22 protein-coding genes are annotated in these 20,723 nt (G+C 72.0%); 18 read left to right on the top strand and 4 right to left on the bottom strand.

Going from position 1 to position 20,723, the window contains the following annotated elements; all coding sequences use genetic code 11:
• Nucleotides 1-28: 28 nt before the first annotated feature.
• The 10 genes from CHF16_RS21630 to CHF16_RS21675 all read left to right on the top strand — a co-directional run bounded on the left by CHF16_RS21630 (nt 29) and on the right by CHF16_RS21675 (nt 6,365).
• The gene (locus CHF16_RS21630) at nt 29-520 is read left to right on the top strand and encodes a sigma-70 family RNA polymerase sigma factor (protein WP_425427503.1); all 492 of its coding nucleotides are present in this window, start codon (nt 29-31) and stop codon (nt 518-520) included.
• Complete coding sequence (locus CHF16_RS21635; protein WP_089327916.1) at nt 517-1,248, top strand: anti-sigma factor family protein; 732 nt, start codon at nt 517-519, stop codon at nt 1,246-1,248. The genes CHF16_RS21630 and CHF16_RS21635 overlap by 4 nt, the downstream gene beginning before the upstream one ends.
• Nucleotides 1,249-1,433: 185 nt before the next feature.
• The gene (locus tag CHF16_RS21640; RefSeq protein ID WP_245868986.1) at nt 1,434-1,778 is read left to right on the top strand and encodes a TlpA family protein disulfide reductase; all 345 of its coding nucleotides are present in this window, start codon (nt 1,434-1,436) and stop codon (nt 1,776-1,778) included.
• Nucleotides 1,779-1,809: 31 nt separating this feature from the next.
• Complete coding sequence (locus tag CHF16_RS21645) at nt 1,810-1,995, top strand: Ms5788A family Cys-rich leader peptide (protein WP_089327917.1); 186 nt, start codon at nt 1,810-1,812, stop codon at nt 1,993-1,995.
• A gap of 81 nt (nt 1,996-2,076) precedes the next feature.
• The gene (locus tag CHF16_RS21650; protein ID WP_089327918.1) at nt 2,077-2,514 is read left to right on the top strand and encodes a DUF4395 domain-containing protein; all 438 of its coding nucleotides are present in this window, start codon (nt 2,077-2,079) and stop codon (nt 2,512-2,514) included.
• Nucleotides 2,511-3,350 (top strand): sulfurtransferase, encoded by an 840-nt coding sequence (locus CHF16_RS21655; protein ID WP_089327919.1) that lies wholly within the window; start codon nt 2,511-2,513, stop codon nt 3,348-3,350. The genes CHF16_RS21650 and CHF16_RS21655 overlap by 4 nt, the downstream gene beginning before the upstream one ends.
• A 31-nt stretch (nt 3,351-3,381) precedes the next feature.
• Nucleotides 3,382-3,690, top strand: a complete 309-nt coding sequence (locus CHF16_RS21660; protein ID WP_089327920.1) for a DUF1416 domain-containing protein — start codon at nt 3,382-3,384, stop codon at nt 3,688-3,690.
• Between the two features lie 135 nt (nt 3,691-3,825).
• Entirely contained in the window at nt 3,826-4,428 is a 603-nt protein-coding gene (locus CHF16_RS21665; protein ID WP_089327921.1) for a hypothetical protein, read from the top strand.
• A 1-nt stretch (nt 4,429) separates the two neighbouring features.
• Nucleotides 4,430-5,002: a hypothetical protein gene (locus CHF16_RS21670; protein WP_089327922.1), complete on the top strand. Its 573-nt coding sequence runs from the start codon at nt 4,430-4,432 to the stop codon at nt 5,000-5,002.
• Between the two features lie 61 nt (nt 5,003-5,063).
• A complete protein-coding gene (locus tag CHF16_RS21675; protein WP_089327923.1) occupies nt 5,064-6,365 on the top strand; it encodes a hypothetical protein in 1,302 nt (433 codons plus the stop codon).
• Here the strand turns inward: CHF16_RS21675 and CHF16_RS39580 are convergent.
• Genes CHF16_RS39580 through CHF16_RS21685 form a run of 3 tightly spaced genes read right to left on the bottom strand, consistent with a single transcriptional unit; the run spans nt 6,253 to nt 8,038 of the window.
• On the bottom strand, nt 6,253-6,831 hold the full coding sequence (locus tag CHF16_RS39580; protein WP_143228079.1) for a hypothetical protein: 579 nt from the start codon (nt 6,829-6,831) through the stop codon (nt 6,253-6,255). The two genes, CHF16_RS21675 and CHF16_RS39580, sit on opposite strands and share 113 nt — an antisense overlap.
• A complete protein-coding gene (locus CHF16_RS21680) occupies nt 6,828-7,424 on the bottom strand; it encodes a hypothetical protein (RefSeq protein WP_089327924.1) in 597 nt (198 codons plus the stop codon). The genes CHF16_RS39580 and CHF16_RS21680 overlap by 4 nt, the downstream gene beginning before the upstream one ends.
• On the bottom strand, nt 7,421-8,038 hold the full coding sequence (locus CHF16_RS21685; protein WP_089327925.1) for a hypothetical protein: 618 nt from the start codon (nt 8,036-8,038) through the stop codon (nt 7,421-7,423). Before CHF16_RS21685 ends, CHF16_RS21680 begins: the two co-directional genes overlap by 4 nt.
• Nucleotides 8,039-8,140: 102 nt before the next feature.
• On the opposite strand from CHF16_RS21685, the gene CHF16_RS21690 reads away from it, so the two are divergent.
• Complete coding sequence (locus CHF16_RS21690) at nt 8,141-9,433, top strand: S8 family peptidase (RefSeq protein WP_089327926.1); 1,293 nt, start codon at nt 8,141-8,143, stop codon at nt 9,431-9,433.
• Between the two features lie 170 nt (nt 9,434-9,603).
• Here CHF16_RS21690 and eccCa read toward each other — a convergent pair whose 3' ends face one another.
• Nucleotides 9,604-13,581: a type VII secretion protein EccCa gene (eccCa, locus tag CHF16_RS21695; RefSeq protein WP_089327927.1), complete on the bottom strand. Its 3,978-nt coding sequence runs from the start codon at nt 13,579-13,581 to the stop codon at nt 9,604-9,606.
• Nucleotides 13,582-13,756: 175 nt separating this feature from the next.
• Between eccCa and eccD the strand changes: the two genes are divergently transcribed.
• The 7 genes from eccD to mycP all read left to right on the top strand — a co-directional run bounded on the left by eccD (nt 13,757) and on the right by mycP (nt 20,720).
• Entirely contained in the window at nt 13,757-15,157 is a 1,401-nt protein-coding gene (gene eccD / locus CHF16_RS21700; RefSeq protein WP_089327928.1) for a type VII secretion integral membrane protein EccD, read from the top strand.
• Between the two features lie 7 nt (nt 15,158-15,164).
• Complete coding sequence (gene eccB, locus CHF16_RS21705; RefSeq protein ID WP_089327929.1) at nt 15,165-16,610, top strand: type VII secretion protein EccB; 1,446 nt, start codon at nt 15,165-15,167, stop codon at nt 16,608-16,610.
• Between the two features lie 208 nt (nt 16,611-16,818).
• Entirely contained in the window at nt 16,819-17,106 is a 288-nt protein-coding gene (locus CHF16_RS21710; RefSeq protein ID WP_089327930.1) for a WXG100 family type VII secretion target, read from the top strand.
• 45 nt (nt 17,107-17,151) lie between these two features.
• The gene (locus tag CHF16_RS21715; RefSeq protein ID WP_245868974.1) at nt 17,152-17,448 is read left to right on the top strand and encodes a WXG100 family type VII secretion target; all 297 of its coding nucleotides are present in this window, start codon (nt 17,152-17,154) and stop codon (nt 17,446-17,448) included.
• 99 nt (nt 17,449-17,547) lie between these two features.
• Nucleotides 17,548-18,153: a hypothetical protein gene (locus CHF16_RS21720; protein ID WP_089327932.1), complete on the top strand. Its 606-nt coding sequence runs from the start codon at nt 17,548-17,550 to the stop codon at nt 18,151-18,153.
• Between the two features lie 25 nt (nt 18,154-18,178).
• Nucleotides 18,179-19,357 carry a hypothetical protein gene (locus CHF16_RS21725; protein ID WP_089327933.1) on the top strand — a complete coding sequence of 393 codons (1,179 nt, stop codon included), beginning with the start codon at nt 18,179-18,181 and terminating at the stop codon, nt 19,355-19,357.
• Nucleotides 19,358-19,445: 88 nt separating this feature from the next.
• A complete protein-coding gene (gene mycP, locus CHF16_RS21730) occupies nt 19,446-20,720 on the top strand; it encodes a type VII secretion-associated serine protease mycosin (protein WP_089327934.1) in 1,275 nt (424 codons plus the stop codon).
• Nucleotides 20,721-20,723: the final 3 nt, after the last annotated feature.

Genomic DNA, 20,723 nt, shown 5'->3' on the forward strand with positions numbered 1-20,723 from the left:
TGGTGTGGGTCCGACCGCGGATGAGGGTTTGCTACGCGCCCTGTACAGCGAGCACGGGGGTCCCCTCCTCGGGTACGTCCTGCGGCTGACGGGAGGGGACCGGACGCAGGCCGAGGACGTGGTGCAGGAGACGCTCCTGCGCGCGTGGCGGCATCCGGAGGCGCTGGCGGGGCGTCCCGTGCGCCCCTGGCTGTTCACGGTGGCGCGGAACCTGGTCGTCGACGCGCACCGCGCCAAGCGCGCGCGGCCGCCGGAGACCGGGATCGACGAGCACGTCATGATGACCCCCGACGGCTCCGACGACATCGACCGGGCACTGGAGTCCTGGACGGTGGCCGAGGCCCTGGCCGGGCTGAGTCCCTCGCACCGGGCCGTCCTGGTAGAGACCTACTACAAAGGCCGGTCGGTGGCCGAGGCGTCCAAGACGCTCGGCATACCGCCCGGCACGGTGAAGTCCCGCACCTTCTACGCACTGCGGGCGCTCAAGCTCGCATTGGAGGAGCGGGGGTTGGCGCCATGAACGACTGCACGGACGTGCGCACCTCACTCGGTGTGTACGTGCTCGGCGCGCTCGACCCGGGCGAGCGGAGCCAGGTGGAGGGCCACCTGGAGCGCTGCCCCGCCTGCCGGGACGAGCTGGCCGGGCTGGCCGGCCTGCCCGCCCTGCTGGGGCGGGTCGAGGCGGAGCAGTTCGAGCAGGTGGCAGGGCCGCCGCCCGAGCTGCTGGACGGGCTGCTCGCCAGGGCGGCCGAGCGGAGGAGGGGACGGCTCGGCCCGCTGGGGCGCCTGGTCGGCGAGCGGGGCCCCGCGAGGTGGGCCCCGCTCGCCGCCGCCGCGTGCCTGCTCCTGGTCGTCGGGGGCCTGTTCGGCGGCTTCGTCCTGCCGATGGGGCGGGGCGGCGGCGACACGGCGCAGCCGCCGCCGTCCGCGACGGCCTCGCCCGCGCCGGCCGCCGAGCGGATCAGCGCCGCGAACGCGAAGGGCGACGTCAAGGGCTACGTCGTCCTCCGCAGGAAGGCGTGGGGTACGGAGGTCGAGCTCCATCTGGCCGGGGTGCCGAAGGGGTCGCACTGCCGGCTCCAGGTGATCGCGCGGGACGGCCGCCGCGACGCCCTCGGCAGCTGGTACGTCCCCTACGACGAGGGCTACGGTGAGTACCGCGGGTCGACGATGTTCCCGCGCGGCCAGCTGTTCTCGTTCGAGGTCGTCGGGCTGGACGGGCGGCCGATCCTCACCATCCCCACCTGAGCCTCCGGTCGGCCGGAGCCCCCGGAAAAGCCCGGGAAAGCCCCGGGGAAGAAACGCGCGGGCCCGCGAGGTTGTGCATGTCGATGACGGGAGCACTGATCGCGGCGGCGGTCCTCATCGCGGCCACGGCGTTCGGCCTCGTGCGGCGGCGCCGTGACGGCGTCTTGCGCGCGCGGCGCAGCGTTCTGGGTGTACGGCGAGGGGAGGGCGACGAGGTGGCGGAGACCGTCGGTCCGGAGGACCTGGGCGCCGAACTCGGCTCGAAGGCCACGCTGCTGCAGTTCTCCAGCGCGTTCTGCGCGCCGTGCCGCGCCACCCGCCGCGTCCTCGGCGAGGTCAGCGGGATGGTGGACGGCGTCGCCCACGTGGAGCTGGACGCCGAGGCGCACCTCGACCTCGTCCGCCGCTTGAACATCGTGCGGACCCCGACCGTCCTCGTCCTGGACCCCGCCGGACGCATCGTCCGCCGCGCCACCGGAGCCCCCCGCAAGCCCGACGTCATCGCCGCCCTGGGCGAGGTCGTGCGGTGACTGGACTGAGGAGCGGCGGGAGAGTGATCGTATGAGCTGCAACGCCGCGACCTGCGTCAAGGCGACTGTCACCGTCTCGCAAGGCGAGACAGATGTGACAGCCAGTGGTTTGCCGCTTAACATCGAGTCCGTGCGTTACTGGACAGAGCAGATGCTCACGAAGCGCCGCGCGGTCGACTTCTGCCGCGTGGCCGCCTCGCTCTGTCGCCCGGCCTGAGGCATCGAGCCCGTCCGCCCCCGAGCACTTCTTCCTACTTCCCAGCTCGTACGCACGCTTCCACTCCGCCAGGAGTACCCGATGCAGGTTGATCCGCGTGGGCCGCGCTTCGGCGCGGCGGTCACCACCGTCGTCCTCGTCGCGGTGCTGGTGACCGGAAGCGGGGCCCTGCTCGCCGCCCAGGCCGTCGTGTTCGCTCTGGCGACCTTCCTCGGCCTGCGGTACGCCCCGTACGGGCTGCTGTTCAGAGTGCTGATCCGTCCCCGGCTCGCGCCGCCCAGGGAACTGGAGGACGCCGCCGCGCCCCGCTTCGCGCAGGGTGTCGGGCTGGTGTTCGCCCTGGCCGGAACGGCCGGATACGCGACGGGGACCGTTTGGCTCGGCATCGGTGCCACCGCCCTCGCGCTGGCGGCGGCGTTCCTGAACGCGGTGTTCGGGTTCTGCCTCGGCTGCGAGATGTACCTGCTCTTCCGACGTGTCACCGCGAAATTCCGCTCCGAGAGGAAGGTTCCCGCATGAGCCGCTCCGACGTCCTGGTGGACACCGAATGGGTCGAGTCCCACCTGGACGACCCCGGTCTGGTCCTCGTCGAGGTCGACGAGGACGTGTCCGCCTACGACAAGGGCCACATCCGTGGCGCCGTGAAGATCGACTGGAAGACCGAACTGCAGGACCCGGTCCGCCGCGACTTCGTGGACAAGACCGGGTTCGAGCAGCTGCTGTCCGGCAAGGGCATCGCCAACGACGACCTGGTGATCCTCTACGGCGGCAACAACAACTGGTTCGCGGCCTACGCCTACTGGTACTTCAAGCTGTACGGCCACGAGAAGGTGAAGCTGCTCGACGGCGGCCGCAAGAAGTGGGAGCTGGACTCCCGCGAGCTGGTCACCGACGTGCCGTCCCGTCCGGCCACCGAGTACAAGGCCAAGGACCAGGACCTGTCCATCCGCGCGTTCCGCGACGAGGTCGTGGAGGCGATCGGCAAGCAGAACCTGGTGGACGTCCGGTCGCCCGACGAGTTCAGCGGCAAGCTGCTCGCCCCGGCGCACCTGCCGCAGGAGCAGTCGCAGCGGGCCGGCCACATCCCGACCGCCGCCAACATCCCGTGGTCGAAGGCGGCCAACGACGACGGCACGTTCAAGTCCGACGAGGAGCTCCGCGAGCTCTACACCGAGGCCGGCGTCGACCTGAACAAGGACACCATCGCCTACTGCCGGATCGGCGAGCGCTCCTCGCACACCTGGTTCGCGCTGAGCGAGCTGCTCGGCATCGAGAACGTGAAGAACTACGACGGTTCCTGGACCGAGTACGGCTCGCTGATCGGCGTGCCGATCGAGCTCGGCGCCGGCAAGTAAGTCCGCTGACCTTCCGAGAGCTGGAGGAGCTATGACCCAGGGCTGCGCAGCGCCCGAGCAGACGGCGCACCTTCCCGCGACCGTCGACCTGACCAACGAGGCCGTCATCCAGGGCACCGTCACCCGCGACGGCGTGCCGGTGTCCAGCGCCTACGCTCGCCTGCTCGACTCGTCCGGCGAGTTCACCGCCGAGGTGGTCACGGGCGACGAGGGCGTGTTCCGGTTCTTCGCCGCCGACGGCGACTGGACCGTCCGCGTCCTCGCGGCCGGCGGGGTGAGCATCGACAGCACCGTCACCGCGAAGACCGGCGAGGTCGCCGGTCTGCAGGTCGCCATCTGACCGGTTCGGCCGAACCGGTCAGATGGCCGACCGGCTGAGACCTTCGGACCCCGCCGTCCCGCCCCACCCGGGACGGCGGGGTCCGTCGCGTTCGCCCATAATGGCTCCCGATCATCGCCGTGAGACGGGAGTCCTGTGTTCGACGTTCCGGTGATTCAGCTGAGGCAGCGGTCGTCCCAGCTGGAGTACGAGATCAGCGACGGCGACGAGCGACCGATCGGGGAGGCGGTCCAGGTCGCCGGGCCGGCGCCGCGCAAGGGCGTGATGTCGATGTTCGGCTCCGGGCTGGGCGACGCCCGGGTGGTCGTCCGGGTCGACGACGCCGGCGGGCGGCCGGTCTGCTACGTGGACCACAAGCCGAAGTGCCCGGTCGCCATCGTGAGCGCGGGCGGCGCGGTGCTCGGCCGCTACGACACCGACCTGTTCGGGATGTCGCGGCAGGGTATCCGGGGGTCCGGCTTCCTGTCGCCCGTCGTGGTCCCGATGTGCGACCGCCTGCTCGACGCGCAGGACCGGACGGTGTGCCGCCTCGTCTGGAAGCAGAAGGTGCGCGACCAGCGCCGCATCCCGGAGAGCGCCCGCTACAGGGGCGTGGACGACGAGCCCGTGGCCGAACTGGACTACAAGGCGGCCACGCACAAGGACCGGTACCGGCTGGAGCTGGCCGGGCCGCTGCCCGAGCCGCTGCGCACCCTGGTGGCCGTCTCGCCGCTGGCGTTCGACCTGAGGGAGAGCTGACATGCCCGCACTGCGCGAGGCCCTCACCTGGACGATCGACCAGCCGGGCCGTGTCCGCTCGTACGTCTACCACGACGCCGGGGAGGTGCTCGGGCACGCCACGCGCGTCCCGGCGCAGCCGGCGGACGACCTCGGGCTGCCGTACCCGGACCCGCACGTCCTGTACGACGAGAGCCGCGTCGTGGTGTGCCTGGCGGACGCCGCCGGCACCCCGTACTGCTACATCGACCGGACGGCGGCGGAGATGAGCGTCCCGCCCGCCCAGATCGTGGCGCCGGACGGCAACCGGATCGGCTACGTCCAGGTCAAGGGCACCCGCGGCTACATCCTCCACGACGCCGCCGGCGCCGTGGTCGCGATGCTGGGCGGCGGGTTCGACCACGACCGCGCGGAGGAGAAACCCATCACCACCCAGGACGGCGCCGAACTCGGCGGATACCTGGTCGCGGAGGCGCCGTCGGGGGAGAACCGGCGGCGGTACACCGTCCGCCTGCACCGCCCGCTCCCGGAACCGGCCCGCACGCTGATGCTCGCCTCGATGGTCGGCATGGAATTGCACGTACCGGTCTCGTAAGCGGTGTCGCAAGCGGTGTCGTAGGCCGGCGATTCGCCCGGATCCTCTACGATCGGGCGCCATGGCCTGGCCGTCCGCCCGTTCGCCGCTGATCCTCCCGTGGGCCGCGCTGAAGCTCGCGGGGCGGTTCGCGCTGCCGCTGGCCCTGTGGTTCACCGTGGGGGAGCTGCTCCGCTACGGCGCGATGTACGGCGGGTACCGGCTCGGCGCGATGAAGGGCACGGCCGCGTCCGTCGCGCCGATCGTCACCATCGGCCTGCTCGTGGTGATCACGCTGACGGTCACGGTGCTGATGGTGCACAGCGTCCGCGAGGGCCTGGACGTGGTGCACGCCCGCGCGGCGGACGGCGACCTGACGCCGTGGGCGGTCGGCAACGAGGAGCCGGTGCTCGGTGCGATCGGCCGGGCCGCGCTCCCGTTCGTCATCTTCTACCTGGCGTGGGGGCTGCAGAGCGAGGACGCGCGCGAGTTCGCGTCCGCGGCGGCGAGCCGCGGGTTCGCCGAGGGCGGGCTCGAAGGGCAGATCGAGGCCACCGGGATGCTGCTGTCGCTGGAGAAGCACGTCGGCCTCGCGATCGGCCTCACCGCCGGCCTGTTCGTGCTGAAGGTGCTGGCGGAGTGGCGGCTGGAGGAGCGGCTGCCGCGCGCCGTCGGCGCGCTCGTCGCCTTCCTGGAGATCAACTTCGCGCTGTTCGGCATCTTCACCATCGACCACCTGCGCGGTCTAGGCACCGACTGGCTCACCGGCCGGGAGGTGTGGGGCTGGGTGACCGGGGCGGTCGGCCCCGCCTTCACGCTGTGGCCGCCGTTCAAGCACGCGGTGCTGGGCGCCCTGATCTGGCTGGTGATCGCCGGGGTGATCCTGGGCCTGGACGCGGGGGACGAGCGGGTCGTGCTCGGCCGCGGCCGGGCGGGGCGGCGGCTCGCGCGGGCGGGCGCGGTCGACCGGGTCAACAGCCCCCGGGAGCTGCTCACCCGCGGGCTGCGGGAGATGTGGCTGCCCGCCTGGTACGGGCTGCGGCTCGTCCGCCGGTCCGGTTTCATGCCGTTCGCCACGTTCTGCCTGCTGTTCGCGGGGCTCTACGTGGGGGAGGACGCGGCCCGGCGCCTGGTGTACGAGCTGATCGGCCCGCACGAGGTCGCCTGGTGGATGCAGTGGCTGCCGGCCATCGGCTACGGGACCGGGCTGGTCTTCGAGATCCTGCGCGTGTGCCTGCTGGCGGCGGCGTTCAACCTGGTGATGGCGCGGGTCAGCGCGAGAAACGCAGCGAAACCAGCGGGTCCCCCTGCTTCAGCGTCTCCTTCGGTGCCCGGATACGCAGCTCAAGCCGGTCCGCCTTGGCGCGGGGCACCGTCCCCTTGACGGTGATGCGCATCGCGACGCCCGCCTTCGGCTCGCCCGTCCGCAGGGCGGTCGCCGTCCACTGGCGGCCGTCGTCGTCGTGGAAGCGGAACTGGAGGCCGTAGGAGCCCACCGCCTTGGCGGCGGCCGCGTCCGCGGGCCGGACGGCCAGCTCCAGCCGCAGCTCCACCACGTCGCCGCCCTGCCGGTTACCGAGCGGTGCTGCCGTCCGCCGGTCGAAGACCTTCCATTTCGCCCCGGCGAGCTCGCCGATCTGGCCTTCGGGGAGCGTCGTCACCTTCTCTGGAGGCTTCACCGAGGCGTGCATCAGGTTCGTCTCGTCCACCCAGGGGATGACGAGCATCGCCGCCACTGCGCACACGAGCGCGATCGCCTGCGCGATGCGCCGGTCGCGCGGCCGCATCCCGGACCGCTGCCGCAGGTCGGGCAGCGGGATGCCGTCCGGGCGGGTGTCGGAGGCCGTCATGGTGTCCGCACCTGGTACCGGTCGGTCGCCGCGCCGACGAGCCGCGCGGCCTTCTCCTCGCTGAGCCCGAGGTCGATGTCGGCGGCCGAGGAGAGCTGAGGCAGCAGCCCGCCGGTGCCGACCACCAGGTGGGCGCCCGCCACCCGCTCCTTCGGCAGCTCGAACACGAGCTTGGCGGACGACCAGATCATCGGCTCGTACGTCGGCTGGCCGGCCGAGACCGCCGACGAGCGCGGGTCCTGCCGGAACGTGTAGCCGCCCGGCGTCTCCAGCTCCGCCGTCCTGAGCTGCAGCGGCTCCCGCGCCGCCGTCGCGCTCAGCCTGACGATCAGATAGACGCCGTCCGTCCCCACCGGGGGCGCGCCGCCCAGCGAGACGCCCTGCTCCAGCGACCGGGCCGCGTCCACGCCGTCGACCCGCACGGTGAAGTCGCGGGTCTCGACCTTCTCGCCTGCCTTGCCGCCGGTCCGGATCGGGTCGAGCTCCGCGGCCCGCACCTCCGGCCGGACGGAGTGCAGCCACATCGCGGCCGCGAGCAGGAGCGTCCCGCCGATCGCGGCGCCGCCCCGCAGGAGCACCTGCCGCACGTTCACGACGCCGCCACCGGGAGCGTGAGGCGGCCGGCGAGCTTCTTGCTCCGCTGGTCGACGATCCAGTTGAAGTCGGCGTCGGTGAACCCGTGCTCGTACTTCCACTCGCGCAGGCCCACGGTCAGCTTCGCCGGCGCGTCGGCCGGACCCATCTCCCACATGGCGGACGCCTCCACCGGAAGCCCCGGCTGCGCGGCCCCGGTCGCCGCGCCGCCCGCGACCCCCTCGACGCGCTCGGGCTTGACCCACTTGCCGTCCTTGGTGAGCGCGACGACGCCGTCCGCGAGTCCGCCGATGCCGAGCGACTCGGTCTCCTTGCCCTTGTTCAGCACCCGCATCCGCACGATGAGGAAGCGCTTCTTCCCGCTGCCGAGCGTCCCGCTCGCCAGCCCGATCCGCACGTCGTGGACGGTCACCTCGAACAGCCCGAGGTCGAGCCGCTCGCCCGCCTTCCGCACCGGCTGCTCCGGCGCCTTCGCGAACCCGCCCAGCGCCCACACGACCCCCGCGAGGACCGCTACCGCGGCCACCGCGGCGAGCGGCACGAGCAGCCGCCGCGCGGGCGCGCTCCGCGCCTCGCCCGGCGGCGGCGGAAGGACCGGTGCGGTGGAATGCACCCGCACGACGATAATGCACTGGGATGTGACCGCGCGGGCGTGATGCTCCGTCCCGGGATCCCTTAGAGTCTTGGGGTCCGCACACGTCAGGAGAGACGAGGTATGCGCGAAGGGCGAATCGCGGCGGGCGCCGCGAGTCTGGCCTTGACGTCGGTTCTGGCGTTCGCCCCGGCGGCGGCCGCGGCACCGGCCGCGGCTCCGGCGGACCGGCCCCATGCGGCCCCCACCACCAAGAAGCCGTCGAAGAAGCCGTCGTCACCGGCGAGGACGCAGCCGCAGCGCGCTCCGGCGCCCAAGTGCAACCGGCCGATCGGGCAGCCCGCGTCGGCGATCAAGGTGGAGCCGTGGCCGCAGCGCCGGCTCGACTTCGAGGAGGCGTGGCGGATCACCCGCGGGCGCGGCGTGACCGTCGCCGTCGTCGACAGCGGCATCAACGCCCGCCACCCGCAGCTCAAGGGCAAGGTGGTCGGCGCCTTCGACGCGTCCGGGACCACGGCCGACGACTGCCTCGGGCACGGCACCGAGGTCGCCGGCATCATCGCCGGGGCCGACATGCGCGCCGCGAACGTCCCCTTCGTCGGGGTCGCTCCGCAGGTCAAGCTGCTGAACGCCAAGTTCGCCTCCGGCGAGAACACGGTGGACAACACGCTGCTGGCCAAGGCCATCACCTGGGCCGCCGAGCACGGCGCCAAGGTGATCAACGTCTCGTCCGCGGCGCCGGACACGCCCGCGCTGCGCGCGGCGGTGCGGGCGGCGCAGCGCCGCGACGCGCTGATCGTCGCGGCCGCCGGCAACGTCACCGAGCAGCAGCGCGGCAAGGAGACGGCCGCCTACCCGGCGAGCTACAAGGGCGTCCTGTCGGTCGCCGCGGTGGACGAGGCGGGCACCATCACCGGGTTCTCCAACATCAAGTCCCGCATCGACGTGTCGGCGCCGGGCGAGAACGTCATCTCCACCCTCGGCGAGGGCTACGCGGGCGGCCTGCAGGGCACCAGTTTCGGCGCCCCCTACGCCGCCGGCGTCGCGGCGCTGGTGCGCGCCCGCCATCCGAAGCTGACCTACCAGCAGGTGATCAACCGGATCCTGATCACCGCGGAGGGCGGCAACGGGCAGGGCAGCGGGCACGGCATGATCAGCCCGCTGCAGGCGGTGTCGGCGCTGGTCGACCCGACCGCGACCCCGGGCGCGGCCGGTCCGCGCCCGTTGGGCGGCGCCGTCCCGTTCCCCAAGCCGGAGCCCGTCGACCACCGCAGCCGCGGCATCGCGCTGGCCGTCGCGGGCGGCGCCGTCGCGGCCGCGCTGGCCGTCGCGTTCGCCGGGGCGATCCTCCCGCTCGGCCGGCGGCGCGGCTGGCGCCCGGGACGTGCCGCCCTCCCCGCCGACGACCGCGACTGACCACGACCGGCCACGTCGGCCGCGACCGGCCGGCCCACCGCGACCGGCCCGCCGGCCGCGACTGACCGGGACCGGTCACGAATGACCGGGCCCACCCGCCACTGACCGCGACACGGAAAAGCGGAACGCCCCGGACCGACCGGTCCGGGGCGTTCCGCTTTCTCCGTTCGTTACTTCTCCTGGCCGTAGAAGGCCGTCTGCATGAGGCGCTTGCCGATGCGCCGGTCGACGTGGGTGCCGCGACCCTGCGGCAGCGGGCTCGGCCGCACGTCGAACAGGTTGCCCTCGTCCTTGTTGCCGGACATGATCAGCGCCGGGCTGGCCATGTCCTTCAGCCGCTGCAGGATCGGGTCGAACATGGCGCGCCCCGCCCCGCCCATGGTGCGGGACAGGATGACGTGCATGCCGATGTCGCGGGCCTGCGGCAGCAGCTCGGCGAGCTGGGCGAGCGGGTTGCCGGACGGGGTGGCGACCAGGTCGTAGTCGTCCACCACCAGGAACAGCTCCGACCCGCTCCACCAGGACCGGTTGCGCAGCTGCTCCGGCGTCAGGTCCGACGGCGGGAGCCGGTTGACCAGGGCGCCGTGCACGTCCTTCATCAGCCCGGAGGCGGCCGTCGAGGACGCCGCGAAGCCGATGACGTGCTCGCTCTCCGCCGAGTCGAGCAGCGCCCGGCGGTAGTCGAGCATGATGATCCGCGCCTCCGCGGTCGTGTACCGCTCCTTGATCGACTCGACGATGAGCCGCAGCAGGTTGGACTTGCCGCACTCGTTGTCGCCCAGCACGACGAAGTGCGGGTCGTTCTCGAAGTCCAGCAGGACGGGCGAGAGCGTGTCCTCGTCGATGCCGATCGGGATGCGCTTGCCGGTCTCGGCCACCACCGGCAGCGAGGTGTGCGGCAGCACGTCCGGCAGCATCCGGACGGGCGGCGCGGGCGGCCGGCCCTGCCAGCCCGCCTGGACCGTCCGCACCAGGTGCCGGACCCCGTCGCCGAGGTCGCCCGCCGACGGGTTGCCGTCGATGCGCGGCAGCGCGCCGAGGAAGTGCAGCCCGTCGCGGGTGATGCCGCGGCCCGGCCGCCCCTCGGGGACGTTCGAGGCGATCTTGCGGTCCATCTCCGACTCGTACGGGTCGCCGAGCTTCAGCTCCAGCTTCGTCGTCAGCAGGTCGCGGATCGTCAGCCGGAACTCCGACCACTTGTTCGTCGAGGCCATGACGTGGATGCCGTAGCCGAGGCCGCGCGCGGCGAGGTCGGTGACGGTCGCCTCGACCGCCTCGAACTCCTGCCGGACCGTCAGCCAGTTGTCGACGACGAGGAACACGTCCCCGAAGCCGTCCCCGGCGATCTGGCCCGCGGCCCGCATCTGCCGGTAGGTGGCGATCGAGTCGATGCCGCGCTCGGTGAAGAACCGCTCCCGCGACTCCAGCAGCCCCGACACCTCCGCCACCGTGCGGCGGACGCGGTCGGGGTCGAGCCGGCTCGCGACGCCGCCGACGTGCGGGAGGTCGGCCAGCGCGGCGAGCGCGCCGCCGCCGAAGTCGAGGCAGTAGAACTGCACCTCCTGCGGCGTGTGCATGAGCGCCAGCGAGGTGATGAGCGTCCGCAGCAGGGTCGACTTGCCCGCCTGCGGGTTGCCCGCCACGCCGATGTGCCCGGCCGCGCCGGACAGGTCCAGCCACATCGGGTCGCGGCGCTGGTCGAACGGCTTGTCGACGATGCCCGCGAACGCGTGCAGCCGGCCCCGCCCGTCCCAGCCGGCCGTGCTGAAGCCGTACTCGGGCGTCTGCTGCAGGTTCGGCAGGACCTGGTCGAGCGTGGACGGCTCGGACAGCGGCGGCAGCCAGATCTCGTGCGGCGGCGGGCCGTGCCCGGCGAGCTGCTTGACGACGAGGTCGAACAGACTGATCTGCGGGCCGTCGTCCTCCTGCCGCTGCTGCTGCGGCCGCGCCTGCTCCAGCATCTGCGGCCGCACGTACGCCGGGGTGAACGGCACGATCTGCGCGGCCTGGCGCGGCCCCTGCTGGGACTGCTGCGCCTGGTTCTCCTCCGGCCGGTAGGGGCCGGAGACGTACGCGGCGCGGAACCGCGTCATCGTCTCCGTGCCGATCTTCAGGTAGCCGTTGCCGGGCGCCTGCGGCAGCTCGTAGGCGTCGGGGACGCCGAGGACGACCCGCGACTCCGCCGCGGAGAACGTCCGCAGGCCGATCCGGTACGACAGGTGGGTGTCGAGGCCGCGGAGCTTGCCCTCCTCCAGCCGCTGCGACGCGAGCAGCAGGTGGACGCCCAGCGAACGGCCGAGCCGGCCGATCATCACGAATAGCTCGGCGAAGTCGGGCTTGGCGGACAGCAGCTCGGAGAACTCGTCCAGCACGACGAACAGCGTCGGCATCGGCTTCAGCGGCGCGCCCTGCTCGCGGGCCTTCTCGTAGTCGCGCAGCGAGGCGTAGTTGCCGGCGGCGCGCAGCCACTCCTGGCGCCGCACCATCTCGCCGTGCAGCGCGTCGTACATGCGGTCGACGAGCGGGAGCTCGTCCTCCAGGTTCGTGATGATCGCCGAGACGTGCTGCAGGCCGTCCATGCCGAGGAACGTCGCGCCGCCCTTGAAGTCGACGAGGACGAAGTTCAGCACCTCGGACGAGTGCGTCATCGCGAGACCGAGCACGAGCGTGCGCAGCAGCTCCGACTTACCGGAACCGGTCGCGCCGATGCACAGGCCGTGCGGCCCGTACCCGCCCTGCGCGGCCTCCTTGATGTCCAGCTCGATCGGGCGCCCCTCGGCGTCCAGGCCGATCGGCACCCGCAGCCGGTTGCGCGGCGCGCGCGGCTGCCACGCCTGGCGCGGGTCGATCCGGGCCGGGTCGGGGACGCCGAGCAGCGTCGTCAGCGTCGTCGCGGCCGACAGCGCGTCCATCTCCGGGCCGCTGGCGGCGCTCGCCCGCAGCGGCGCGAGCTGCCGGGCCAGGCCGTCGGCCTGCACGTAGCTGAACGCGTCCGGCCGGCCGAGCAGGCTCGGGACGTCCTTGCCGGTGCGGTCGCGGCGCAGCATCGCCATCTTGTCGGGCGCGACCCGCAGCCGCAGCATCGTGCCGTCGGTGGTCGGGGCGACGGCGCCGGTGAGATCGATCACGCAGACGCCCTCGATGCCGTCCGAGCCGATCTGCGAGTCGGGGGTGACGGCGCCGCCGTCCACGATGATGACGTGGTACGGCAGGTCGCTCTGCTGGAGGCCGGGGGTGAACCGGGGACGGTCCTTCACCTCGGCGCCGAACATCCGCTCCAGCTCGATGAGGCTGCCCGCCATCAGCCGGACGGGCCCCGCCGCGTCCGTCACGGTCGGGTGCATCGCGTGCGGCAGCCACTTGACGAAGTCCCAGTGCGGCATCGCCTCGGCCGACGCGCACACGCTGACCCGCATGTCGTCGGGCGAGTGGAACGACGTGAGCTGCGCGATCATCGAGCGGACCATGCCGCGCGCCGCCTCGAGGTCGCCCATCGGCAGGATCCGCGCGAACGACGGCAGCGAGACCGAGACCGGCAGGTTCGGCACCGTCGAGTGCGCCCGGACGAAGCGGCGCAGCGCGCCCGCCGTCATCGGCTCCAGGTCCTCCACCGGGCGCGTCTCCGGCGGGATCAGCTGCACGGCGAGCTTCTGCGGGCCGGCGCCGATCCGCACGTTGCCGAAGTCGGGGTCGCTCGGGCGGCGCTCCCAGATCCGGGCGCTCATCACCAGCGACCACAGCGAGTCGGGCGCGGGGCTGTTCCACTCGAGCGACTCGCGCTGCTGCTCGGCGGCGCGGCGCACCTTGCGGCGGGCCTGCGACAGGTAGCGGAAGTAGTCGCGGCGCGCCCCGTTCAGCTTGAACTTGCGCTCACCGGAGCCGCGGCCGAGCTGGCCGAGCATCATGCCGCCCATCGCCAGCGCCATGCCGCCGCTGCTGATCATCATGATCGGGCTGCGGGTGCCGCCGCCGAGGAACATCAGCCCCATCATCATGGGCATCACGGCCATCGGCAGGTACGTGAGCACGTTCTGCAGGCCGCCGCTCTGCAGTTCCGGGATCTCGGGCGGCGACTCCAGCAGCAGTTCGCCCTTGGGGGCTGGCGGGGGTTTGCGGCGCTCCTTGCGCCGCACGAGGATCGTGCTCACCTCGGCGTTCCTCCGGAGCTTCGACGCCGGGGCGGCCGGTACGGGGAGACGGCCGGCCCGTTTGGGGGATACTTGTCAAACTTTGAGGTTGCTTTAGCGTAAGCGGACGTCACATCCTAAGCTGCGCGTTGCTCGGATCCGCCCCCTGATCTGAATGTGGAGGACGGGAGCTCCCGTGAACTCGCCTGCCATGACCGAACTGTGCAGGGTGACCATCGTCGCGCCCAAGCGGCGCATCGATGTCTCCCTGCCCGCAGACGTGCCTCTCGCCCACATGCTCCCCACGCTGCTGCGCGCGGCCGGCGAGGACATGGCGGACGCCGGGCTCGCCCACTCCGGCTGGGTGCTGCAGCGGCTCGACGGGAACCCGTTCGACGCCGCGCAGACGACGAGCGCCCTCGGCATCCGGGACGGGGAGATCCTGTACTTCCGGCCGCGGATGGCGCAGCTCCCGGAGATGTCGTTCGACGACGTCGCCGACGTCATCGCGTCCGGGATCCGCGAGCGCACCGACCGGTGGCGCCCCACCACCACCCGCTCGTTCGGGCTCGGCGCGGGCGGCATCGCGCTGCTCGTCGGCGCGGTCGTGATCGCGCTGTCCGGACCGCCGTGGATCGTCCCGGCGGTCGCCGCGGGCATCATCGCGCTCATCGCCCTCATCATGGCGACGGTGCTGTCGCGGGCGGTCGCCGACTCCGGCGCGGGCGTGATCATCGGCTACACGGCACTGCCGTACGCGTTCCTCGCCGGGCTTGCCGCGCCGGCCCGCAAGGACCTGGAACTGCTCGACCTCGGCGCCCCGCACCTGCTGGCCGGATTCGGCCTGACCGCCCTCGCCGCGATCATCGCCGCGTTCGCCATCGCGGACGGGCTGCCGGTCTTCCTCGGCATCGCGTTCGCCGCGTTCATGGGCGTGATCGGGTCCGGCGTCGGGTTCTTCTTCGACGACCTCCCGGCCGCGGGCATCGCGGCCGTCTGCGCGGTCGTCATGATGATGTTCATCGCCGCGGTCCCGTCGCTGTCGTTCAAGCTGGCGCGGATGCCGCTGCCGCCCGTCCCGGGCAGCGCCGAGGACCTGCGCCGCGACACCGAGACGGTGAACGGCCGCGAGGTCCTCGCCCGGACCGCGGCGGCCGACCGCTTCTCCACCGGCCTCATCGCCTCGATCGCGCTCGTCGCGGCCGGGGCGATGCTGTTCCTGAGCGGCGAGGACGGCTGGGCCGGACCGGCCACGGCCACCGCGATGTCGGTGTCGCTGCTGCTGCGCGCCCGGATCTTCCGCGGCGTCGGGCAGCGCTCGTGGATGCTGGTGATCGGGCTGTTCGGCCTGGTGCTGACGACGATCGGGATGGCGCTGCACGGCAGCCAGGTCGTCGCGCTCGCCGTGGCGCTCGTCCCGCTGCTGGTGCTCACCGCGATCGTCGTCGCGGTGACGCTGTGGCTGCCGGGCCACCGGCCCACCCCCGTCTGGGGGCGGTGGGGCGACATCCTCGACATGCTGGTGATGATCGCGCTGATCCCGCTGGCGCTCGCCGTGCTGGACGTGTACTCCCGCGTCCGCGGGCTGGCCGGGTGACGCGCTGATGCAGAACCGGCGGGATCTCTACCAGGCGCACCGCCTGATGACGCAGCGCGTCGGCCTGGCCCTGCTGCAGGGCGAGCCCGACGTGGCCGAGTCGCCGATGCGGCGGCTGTCGGTGGGCGCCTTCGCCGGCGTGATGGTCGGACTGCTGATCATCGCCGTGTTCGGCATCTGGGGGATCCTGTCCCCGGGCGGCGCCAAGGGACTCGACAAGGCCGGCCAGCTCATCATCGAGAAGGAGACCGGCACGAAGTACATCTACAACGCCCAGAACGGGAAGATGTTCCCGGTCGCGAACTACGCGTCCGCGCTGCTGGCCCTCGACTCCGACAGCACGCCCGAGCGGCGCACCGTCTCGCGCAAGTCGCTGGCCAAGTTCGAGCGCGGCGCGATGATCGGCATCGTCGGCGCGCCCGACTCGCTGCCCGGCAAGGACCAGCTCATCCGCGGGCCCTGGTCGGTGTGCACGCGGGAGGCGGCCGGGGCGACCGGGGTGAAGCGGCAGATCAGCGCGCTCGCCGCGGGCCGGAAGGTCGGCGGCCGCAGGCTGGCCGACACCGAGGCCGTCGTCGTGCAGAGCGGCGGCGTCCCGTGGGTGGTCTGGAAGGACCACCGGATGCAGATGACGATCCGGGCGGACCAGGTGACGGCGCTGACCGGCGGCCCGAGCGCCGTCGAGGTCTCGGCGACGTGGCTCAACGCGATCCCCGCGGCGGGCAACTTCGCGGCGCCGGACGTCCCCGACCGGGGCAAGGCCGTCCGCGGCCCGCGCAACGGGACGGCGCGCGTCGGCCAGGTCTTCAAGGCCGAGACCGGCGCCGGCGGGCAGGTGCTGTGGTACGTGATGCTCCCCGACGGGCTCTCCCAGATCAACGAGACGCAGGCGCAGCTGCTGCTCCGCGACGTGCGGACCACCGCCGCCTACCCCGGCGAGCAGGCCGTGCCGCTGCCGACGGACGTCCCGTCCGCGCAGGCGATCGCCTCCCGGACGCGGCTGCTGGACAACGACCTGCCGCCGACGCTGCCGACGTTCGTCGCCTGGGACCCCGCGACGCCGCTGTGCTCGGTGTTCCCGATCGGCTCCTCGACGGCGCAGCTCACGATGGGCGGTTCGCTGCCCGCCCCGGCGGCGGGCGCGCTCGGCGCCGGCACCTCGGGCTCGTCCGGGACGATCGACCAGATGGTGCTGCCGCCCGGCGGCGCGGCGCTGATGAGCCTGGTGCCCGCCGGCGGCGACGGCGGCTCCACGGCCGGCTCCGGGTCGCTGTCGCTCGTCAACGACCAGGGCGTCCGGTTCGCGCTGCCGTCGGCGGAGGTCGCGAAGAAGCTCGGCTACGAGGCCAAGCAGGCCGCGCCGGTGCCGTCCAGCGTCATCCACCTGATCCCGCAGGGCCCCGCCCTCGACCCCGCGCTGGCTCGCCAGCCGGTCTCGACGTCGAAGGCATAATGTAATGTAGATCACATGAACCGGTAGATCATCGGTTGCGTCGACATAGATGGACGCAAGGCTTATGATCGCTGACATTTCGTGTCATTGGGATTGCTCCCGGGCCGGCCGGAGTTACGGTCAGTCTCCACTCTCCTGATGAGGCAACCAGAAATCGGAAAACGGAGGTGACACTGTGGGGAACACATCCGCAGCCGACAGAGCGGCAATGCAGCAGGCCGCCACGCGCATCGAGGACTCCGCGGGCATCGTCAAGGGTCTGCAGAGCCAGCTCGACGGGCACAAGGCGCAGCTGATGTCTGGGTGGGCCGGTAACGCTGCGGTGTCCTTCGACCGGGTGTTCACCGAGTTCCAGACCGAGATGGGCAAGGTGCGGACCGCCCTGGAGGGCATGCACCAGAAGCTCGTCCACACCAAGATCACGTACGAGAGCACGGAACAGGAGCAGCAGGACGCGGTCAACAAGATCAACCAGCTGCTCAACGGCGGCACCTGATCGGTTCCCGTCACCGCCAACCCTCCGACCGTAAGGACTCCGACCGTGAGCGACAGCTACACCAAGGCAAATTTCAGCGCCATGCAGCAGGCGCAGGCCGACTTCACGCTGGCCTACCGCGCCCTCGTCGACGAGCTCGACGACCTTGAGAAGACCCTGGAGCAGCACCTCTCGCAGTGGGAGGGCGGTGCCCAGACCGCCTACTGGGACGCCAAGCGCCAGTGGGACGCCGCCGCGGCCCACATCGGCCGGGTTCTGAACCAGCTCGGTGTCGTCATCGGCGACGCGCACACCAACTACAGCGGGGCCGAGCGGGCCAACCAGAACATCTGGGCGGGCTGACGCAGGAGCAGCGAGGTCCGTCTACGTCGTGCGGGTCCGCGGAGGACTCGCACGACGCAGATGTGCCGGGGATGAAGGGGATCCGCCGGAGGGTCAGCGATGAGTGATTACTATCTGACAGACGCGGAACTCGCGAAAATCGTGCACGACCGGTACGTGGGCGTCGCCGGCCGGGACGAGAGCGGGGAGATTCCGGAGTACCAGACCGTCACGGGAATGACCCGCGACGAATGGAACAACCTCTCGGAGTCGCGGCAGCGCGAACTGTACTTCGAATACAGCGCCGGCGCCGACGCCGGCAAGTGGAACGACCCGAGCAATGCGCTTCCACGGGGCACGCAGCCTGAACGCGGGGATTGGAAGGCCAAGGCCGAAGACGGCTACGAGGTCGATCCGGCGGAGCTTCGCAGCCTCGCCGGCGACATGAAGTACAAGCTCGACATCTGGAAGCGCAAGCTCAACAAGGTCGGCGCCACGTCGATCACCCAGGCCGACCTCGGCAACATCCAGGGATCCGAGCAGTTCGTGAACGTGGCGAACGCGAGCAAGACCGGTTTCCAGGAGTACATCAGCGCCATCGAGACCGCCTACCTCGGTGTCATCGAGAACCTCAAGCGGACGGCGGACCAGTACGAGAACGCCCACGGCAACACCAAGAAGACCGTGGACGGTGTCAACCCGACCGGTGACCCCAACCTCAGCTGATCGCCGGCCCTGAGAGGAGGTATCGATGGGCAAGAACACCGAGCATTACCCGATCCGGGACGGGATGAGCTTCGGCTCGTACAACGCGGACGGCATGAGCCATGAGGACGTCAAGAACAAGCTGAAGGCGCTCAATCCCAGCAAGGTCGGTGACGCCGCGACGGCCTACAAGGACGCGGCCGACGTGCTCGCCGAGATGACCGACGAGCTGACCAACAATTTCGCCAAGAAGATCATCAAGCATTGGAAGGGCGAGTCGGCGCAGAAGGCGCTCGACCAGCTCGGCCAGGTCTACTCCACCGCGGGAAAGCTGTCGGACGACAGCCACAACAACGCGACGCTCTACACCTGGTACAAGCACGACGTTCTGGACTGGTACAAGACCCAGGGCGACACGATGACCGACGGGTGGGTCCACACCGGCGGTGACGACGACAACGCCCGCCAGCTGATGAACAGGTTCATCGGCCGGATGAAGGAGGCGTTCGAGGGTCACCCCCTCAAGATCTCCAAGGACCTGCCCGGCCAGCAGGGTGGAGTGACCGACAAGCCGCCGTACACCGGGAACCCGCCCGGTGGCGGTCCTCCCGGTGGCGGCCCCCCCGGCGGCCCCGGCGGCTTCGACCCCGGCTCGAACACCCCCGGCGGCCCCGGCTCGAAGTTCCCGACGTCGGACGGCGTCGGTGCCTTCGACCCGAGCCGCAACACCACCAGCCCCTTCACGAACGACGGCGCCAGCCCCTTCACTCCCGACGGTGCGGGTTCGTACAACCCGGCGGGCGGCCCGGGCAGCGGCGGCCTGGGCGGCGGCTCGCCGTTCGGCGGTGCGGGCGGATCGCCGTTCGGCGGCGGCTCCGGCACCGACCTGGCGGGCATGCCCGGCGGCGGCCCCGGTGGCGGCGGCCTGCCCGGCGGCATGCCCGGCGGCGGTGGCGGCGGTTTCGGCGCCGACCCGGGCGGCTTCGGCGGCCCGAACGCGGGCGCTTCCCCGGCCGGCGGTCCCGGTGGTGCTCTCGGCAGCGGCGGCCCTGGAGCGGGTGCGGCCGGCGCCGGTGCCCGCGGCGGCATGCCCATGGGCGGCATGCCGATGGGGCAGGGCGCGCAGGGCGGCAAGAACGAGGAGCGCGAGCGCAACACCTGGCTCACCGAGGACGAAGATGTGTGGGGAGCCGATGACGACACCGCTCCGCCGGTGATCGGCTGATCGGCTGACCTCTCGGACACGGGCGGTACGGGCGGCCGCGGGCCCTCCGTGCCGCCCGTACCGGCACGACGGACTAGGAGTGCGACAGATGCGGTGGCTGCTTCGGACGGTGGCTGCGACGGCGGCGATCGGGCTGGCGGCGGCGCCCGCCGTTCCCGCGCACGCAGCCCCGGGCCCCAGGGCGGACCAGTGGTGGTTCCGTTCCTGGAGCATCCAGAAGGAAGTGTGGCCTGTAACCAAGGGCAAGGGCGTGACGGTCGCCGTCATCGACACCGGTGTCAACGCGCAGCTGCCCGACATGAAGCCGGTGGTGCTCCCCGGCACCGACCTGACCGGCAAGGGCGGCGACGGCCGCCGCGACAACGACTCCTACAACCACGGCCACGGCACCGGCATGGCGAGCCTCATCGCCTCGCAGGGGACCAAGACGGGGTTCGTGGGCATCGCGCCCGAGGCGAAGATCCTGCCCATCGCGGCCCCCTCGGTGAGCGGGCCGACGACGGCGAAGGCCGTCCGGTTCGCCGTCGACAACGGCGCCAAGGTCGTCAACATCTCCGAGAGCAGCCAGTCCGCCGGCATCTACCCGAACCAGTGCCCGCCGGAGCTCCTCGACGCGATCAAGTACGCCGCGGAGAAGGACGTGGTGCTCGTCGCCTCCGCCGGCAACTCGGGCGACATCGACAACAAGCCCAACTACCCCGCGTCCTGCCCGGGGGTCGTCGCCGTGGGGGCGTTCGGCCATGACGGCAAGCCGTGGAAGTCGACGCAGCGGCAGTCCTACGTCACCGTCGCCGCGCCGGGCGCCGACGTCGGCTACCTCGGCAGCGAGGGCCACGCCTACAACTCGGGCGCGGGGACGAGCCAGGCGTCCGCGCTGGCCTCCGGCGCGATCGCGCTCGTCCGCGCCCGCTACCCGGAGATGTCGGCGCGCAAGGTCGTGCAGCGCATCACCGCGACGGCGAAGGACTTCGGCCCGACCGGCAAGGACGACATGCTCGGGTACGGCGTCATCAGCATCCCGCGCGCGCTCAAGCAGAACGTGCCGGACACCGCGCCGAACCCCGTCTACGAGCGGCTGGACAAGGTCGCGGGCGGTTCGAAGGCCGGGGCGGGCGCGACCAAGCCGGCCGCGGCCGACGAGGACGACTCCGGCGGCTTCCCGATCCTGATCGTGGGCGGTGTCGTCGTGGTGCTGGTCGTGCTGGGCGTCGGCGGCTTCCTGCTGATGCGCGGTCGCAAGAAGGGCGCCGCACCGGCCGGTCCCGCGCCGATGGCACCGCCGCAGCCCTTCGGGGCGCCGGGGCCCGGCCCGCAGCAGGGACCGCCGCCCGGCGGACCGCAGAACCGGCCTCCGGGCCGCTGACGG

It is taken from the genome of Actinomadura meyerae, from assembly GCF_900188445.1.
Taxonomy (GTDB): Bacteria; Actinomycetota; Actinomycetes; order Streptosporangiales; family Streptosporangiaceae; genus Spirillospora; species Spirillospora meyerae.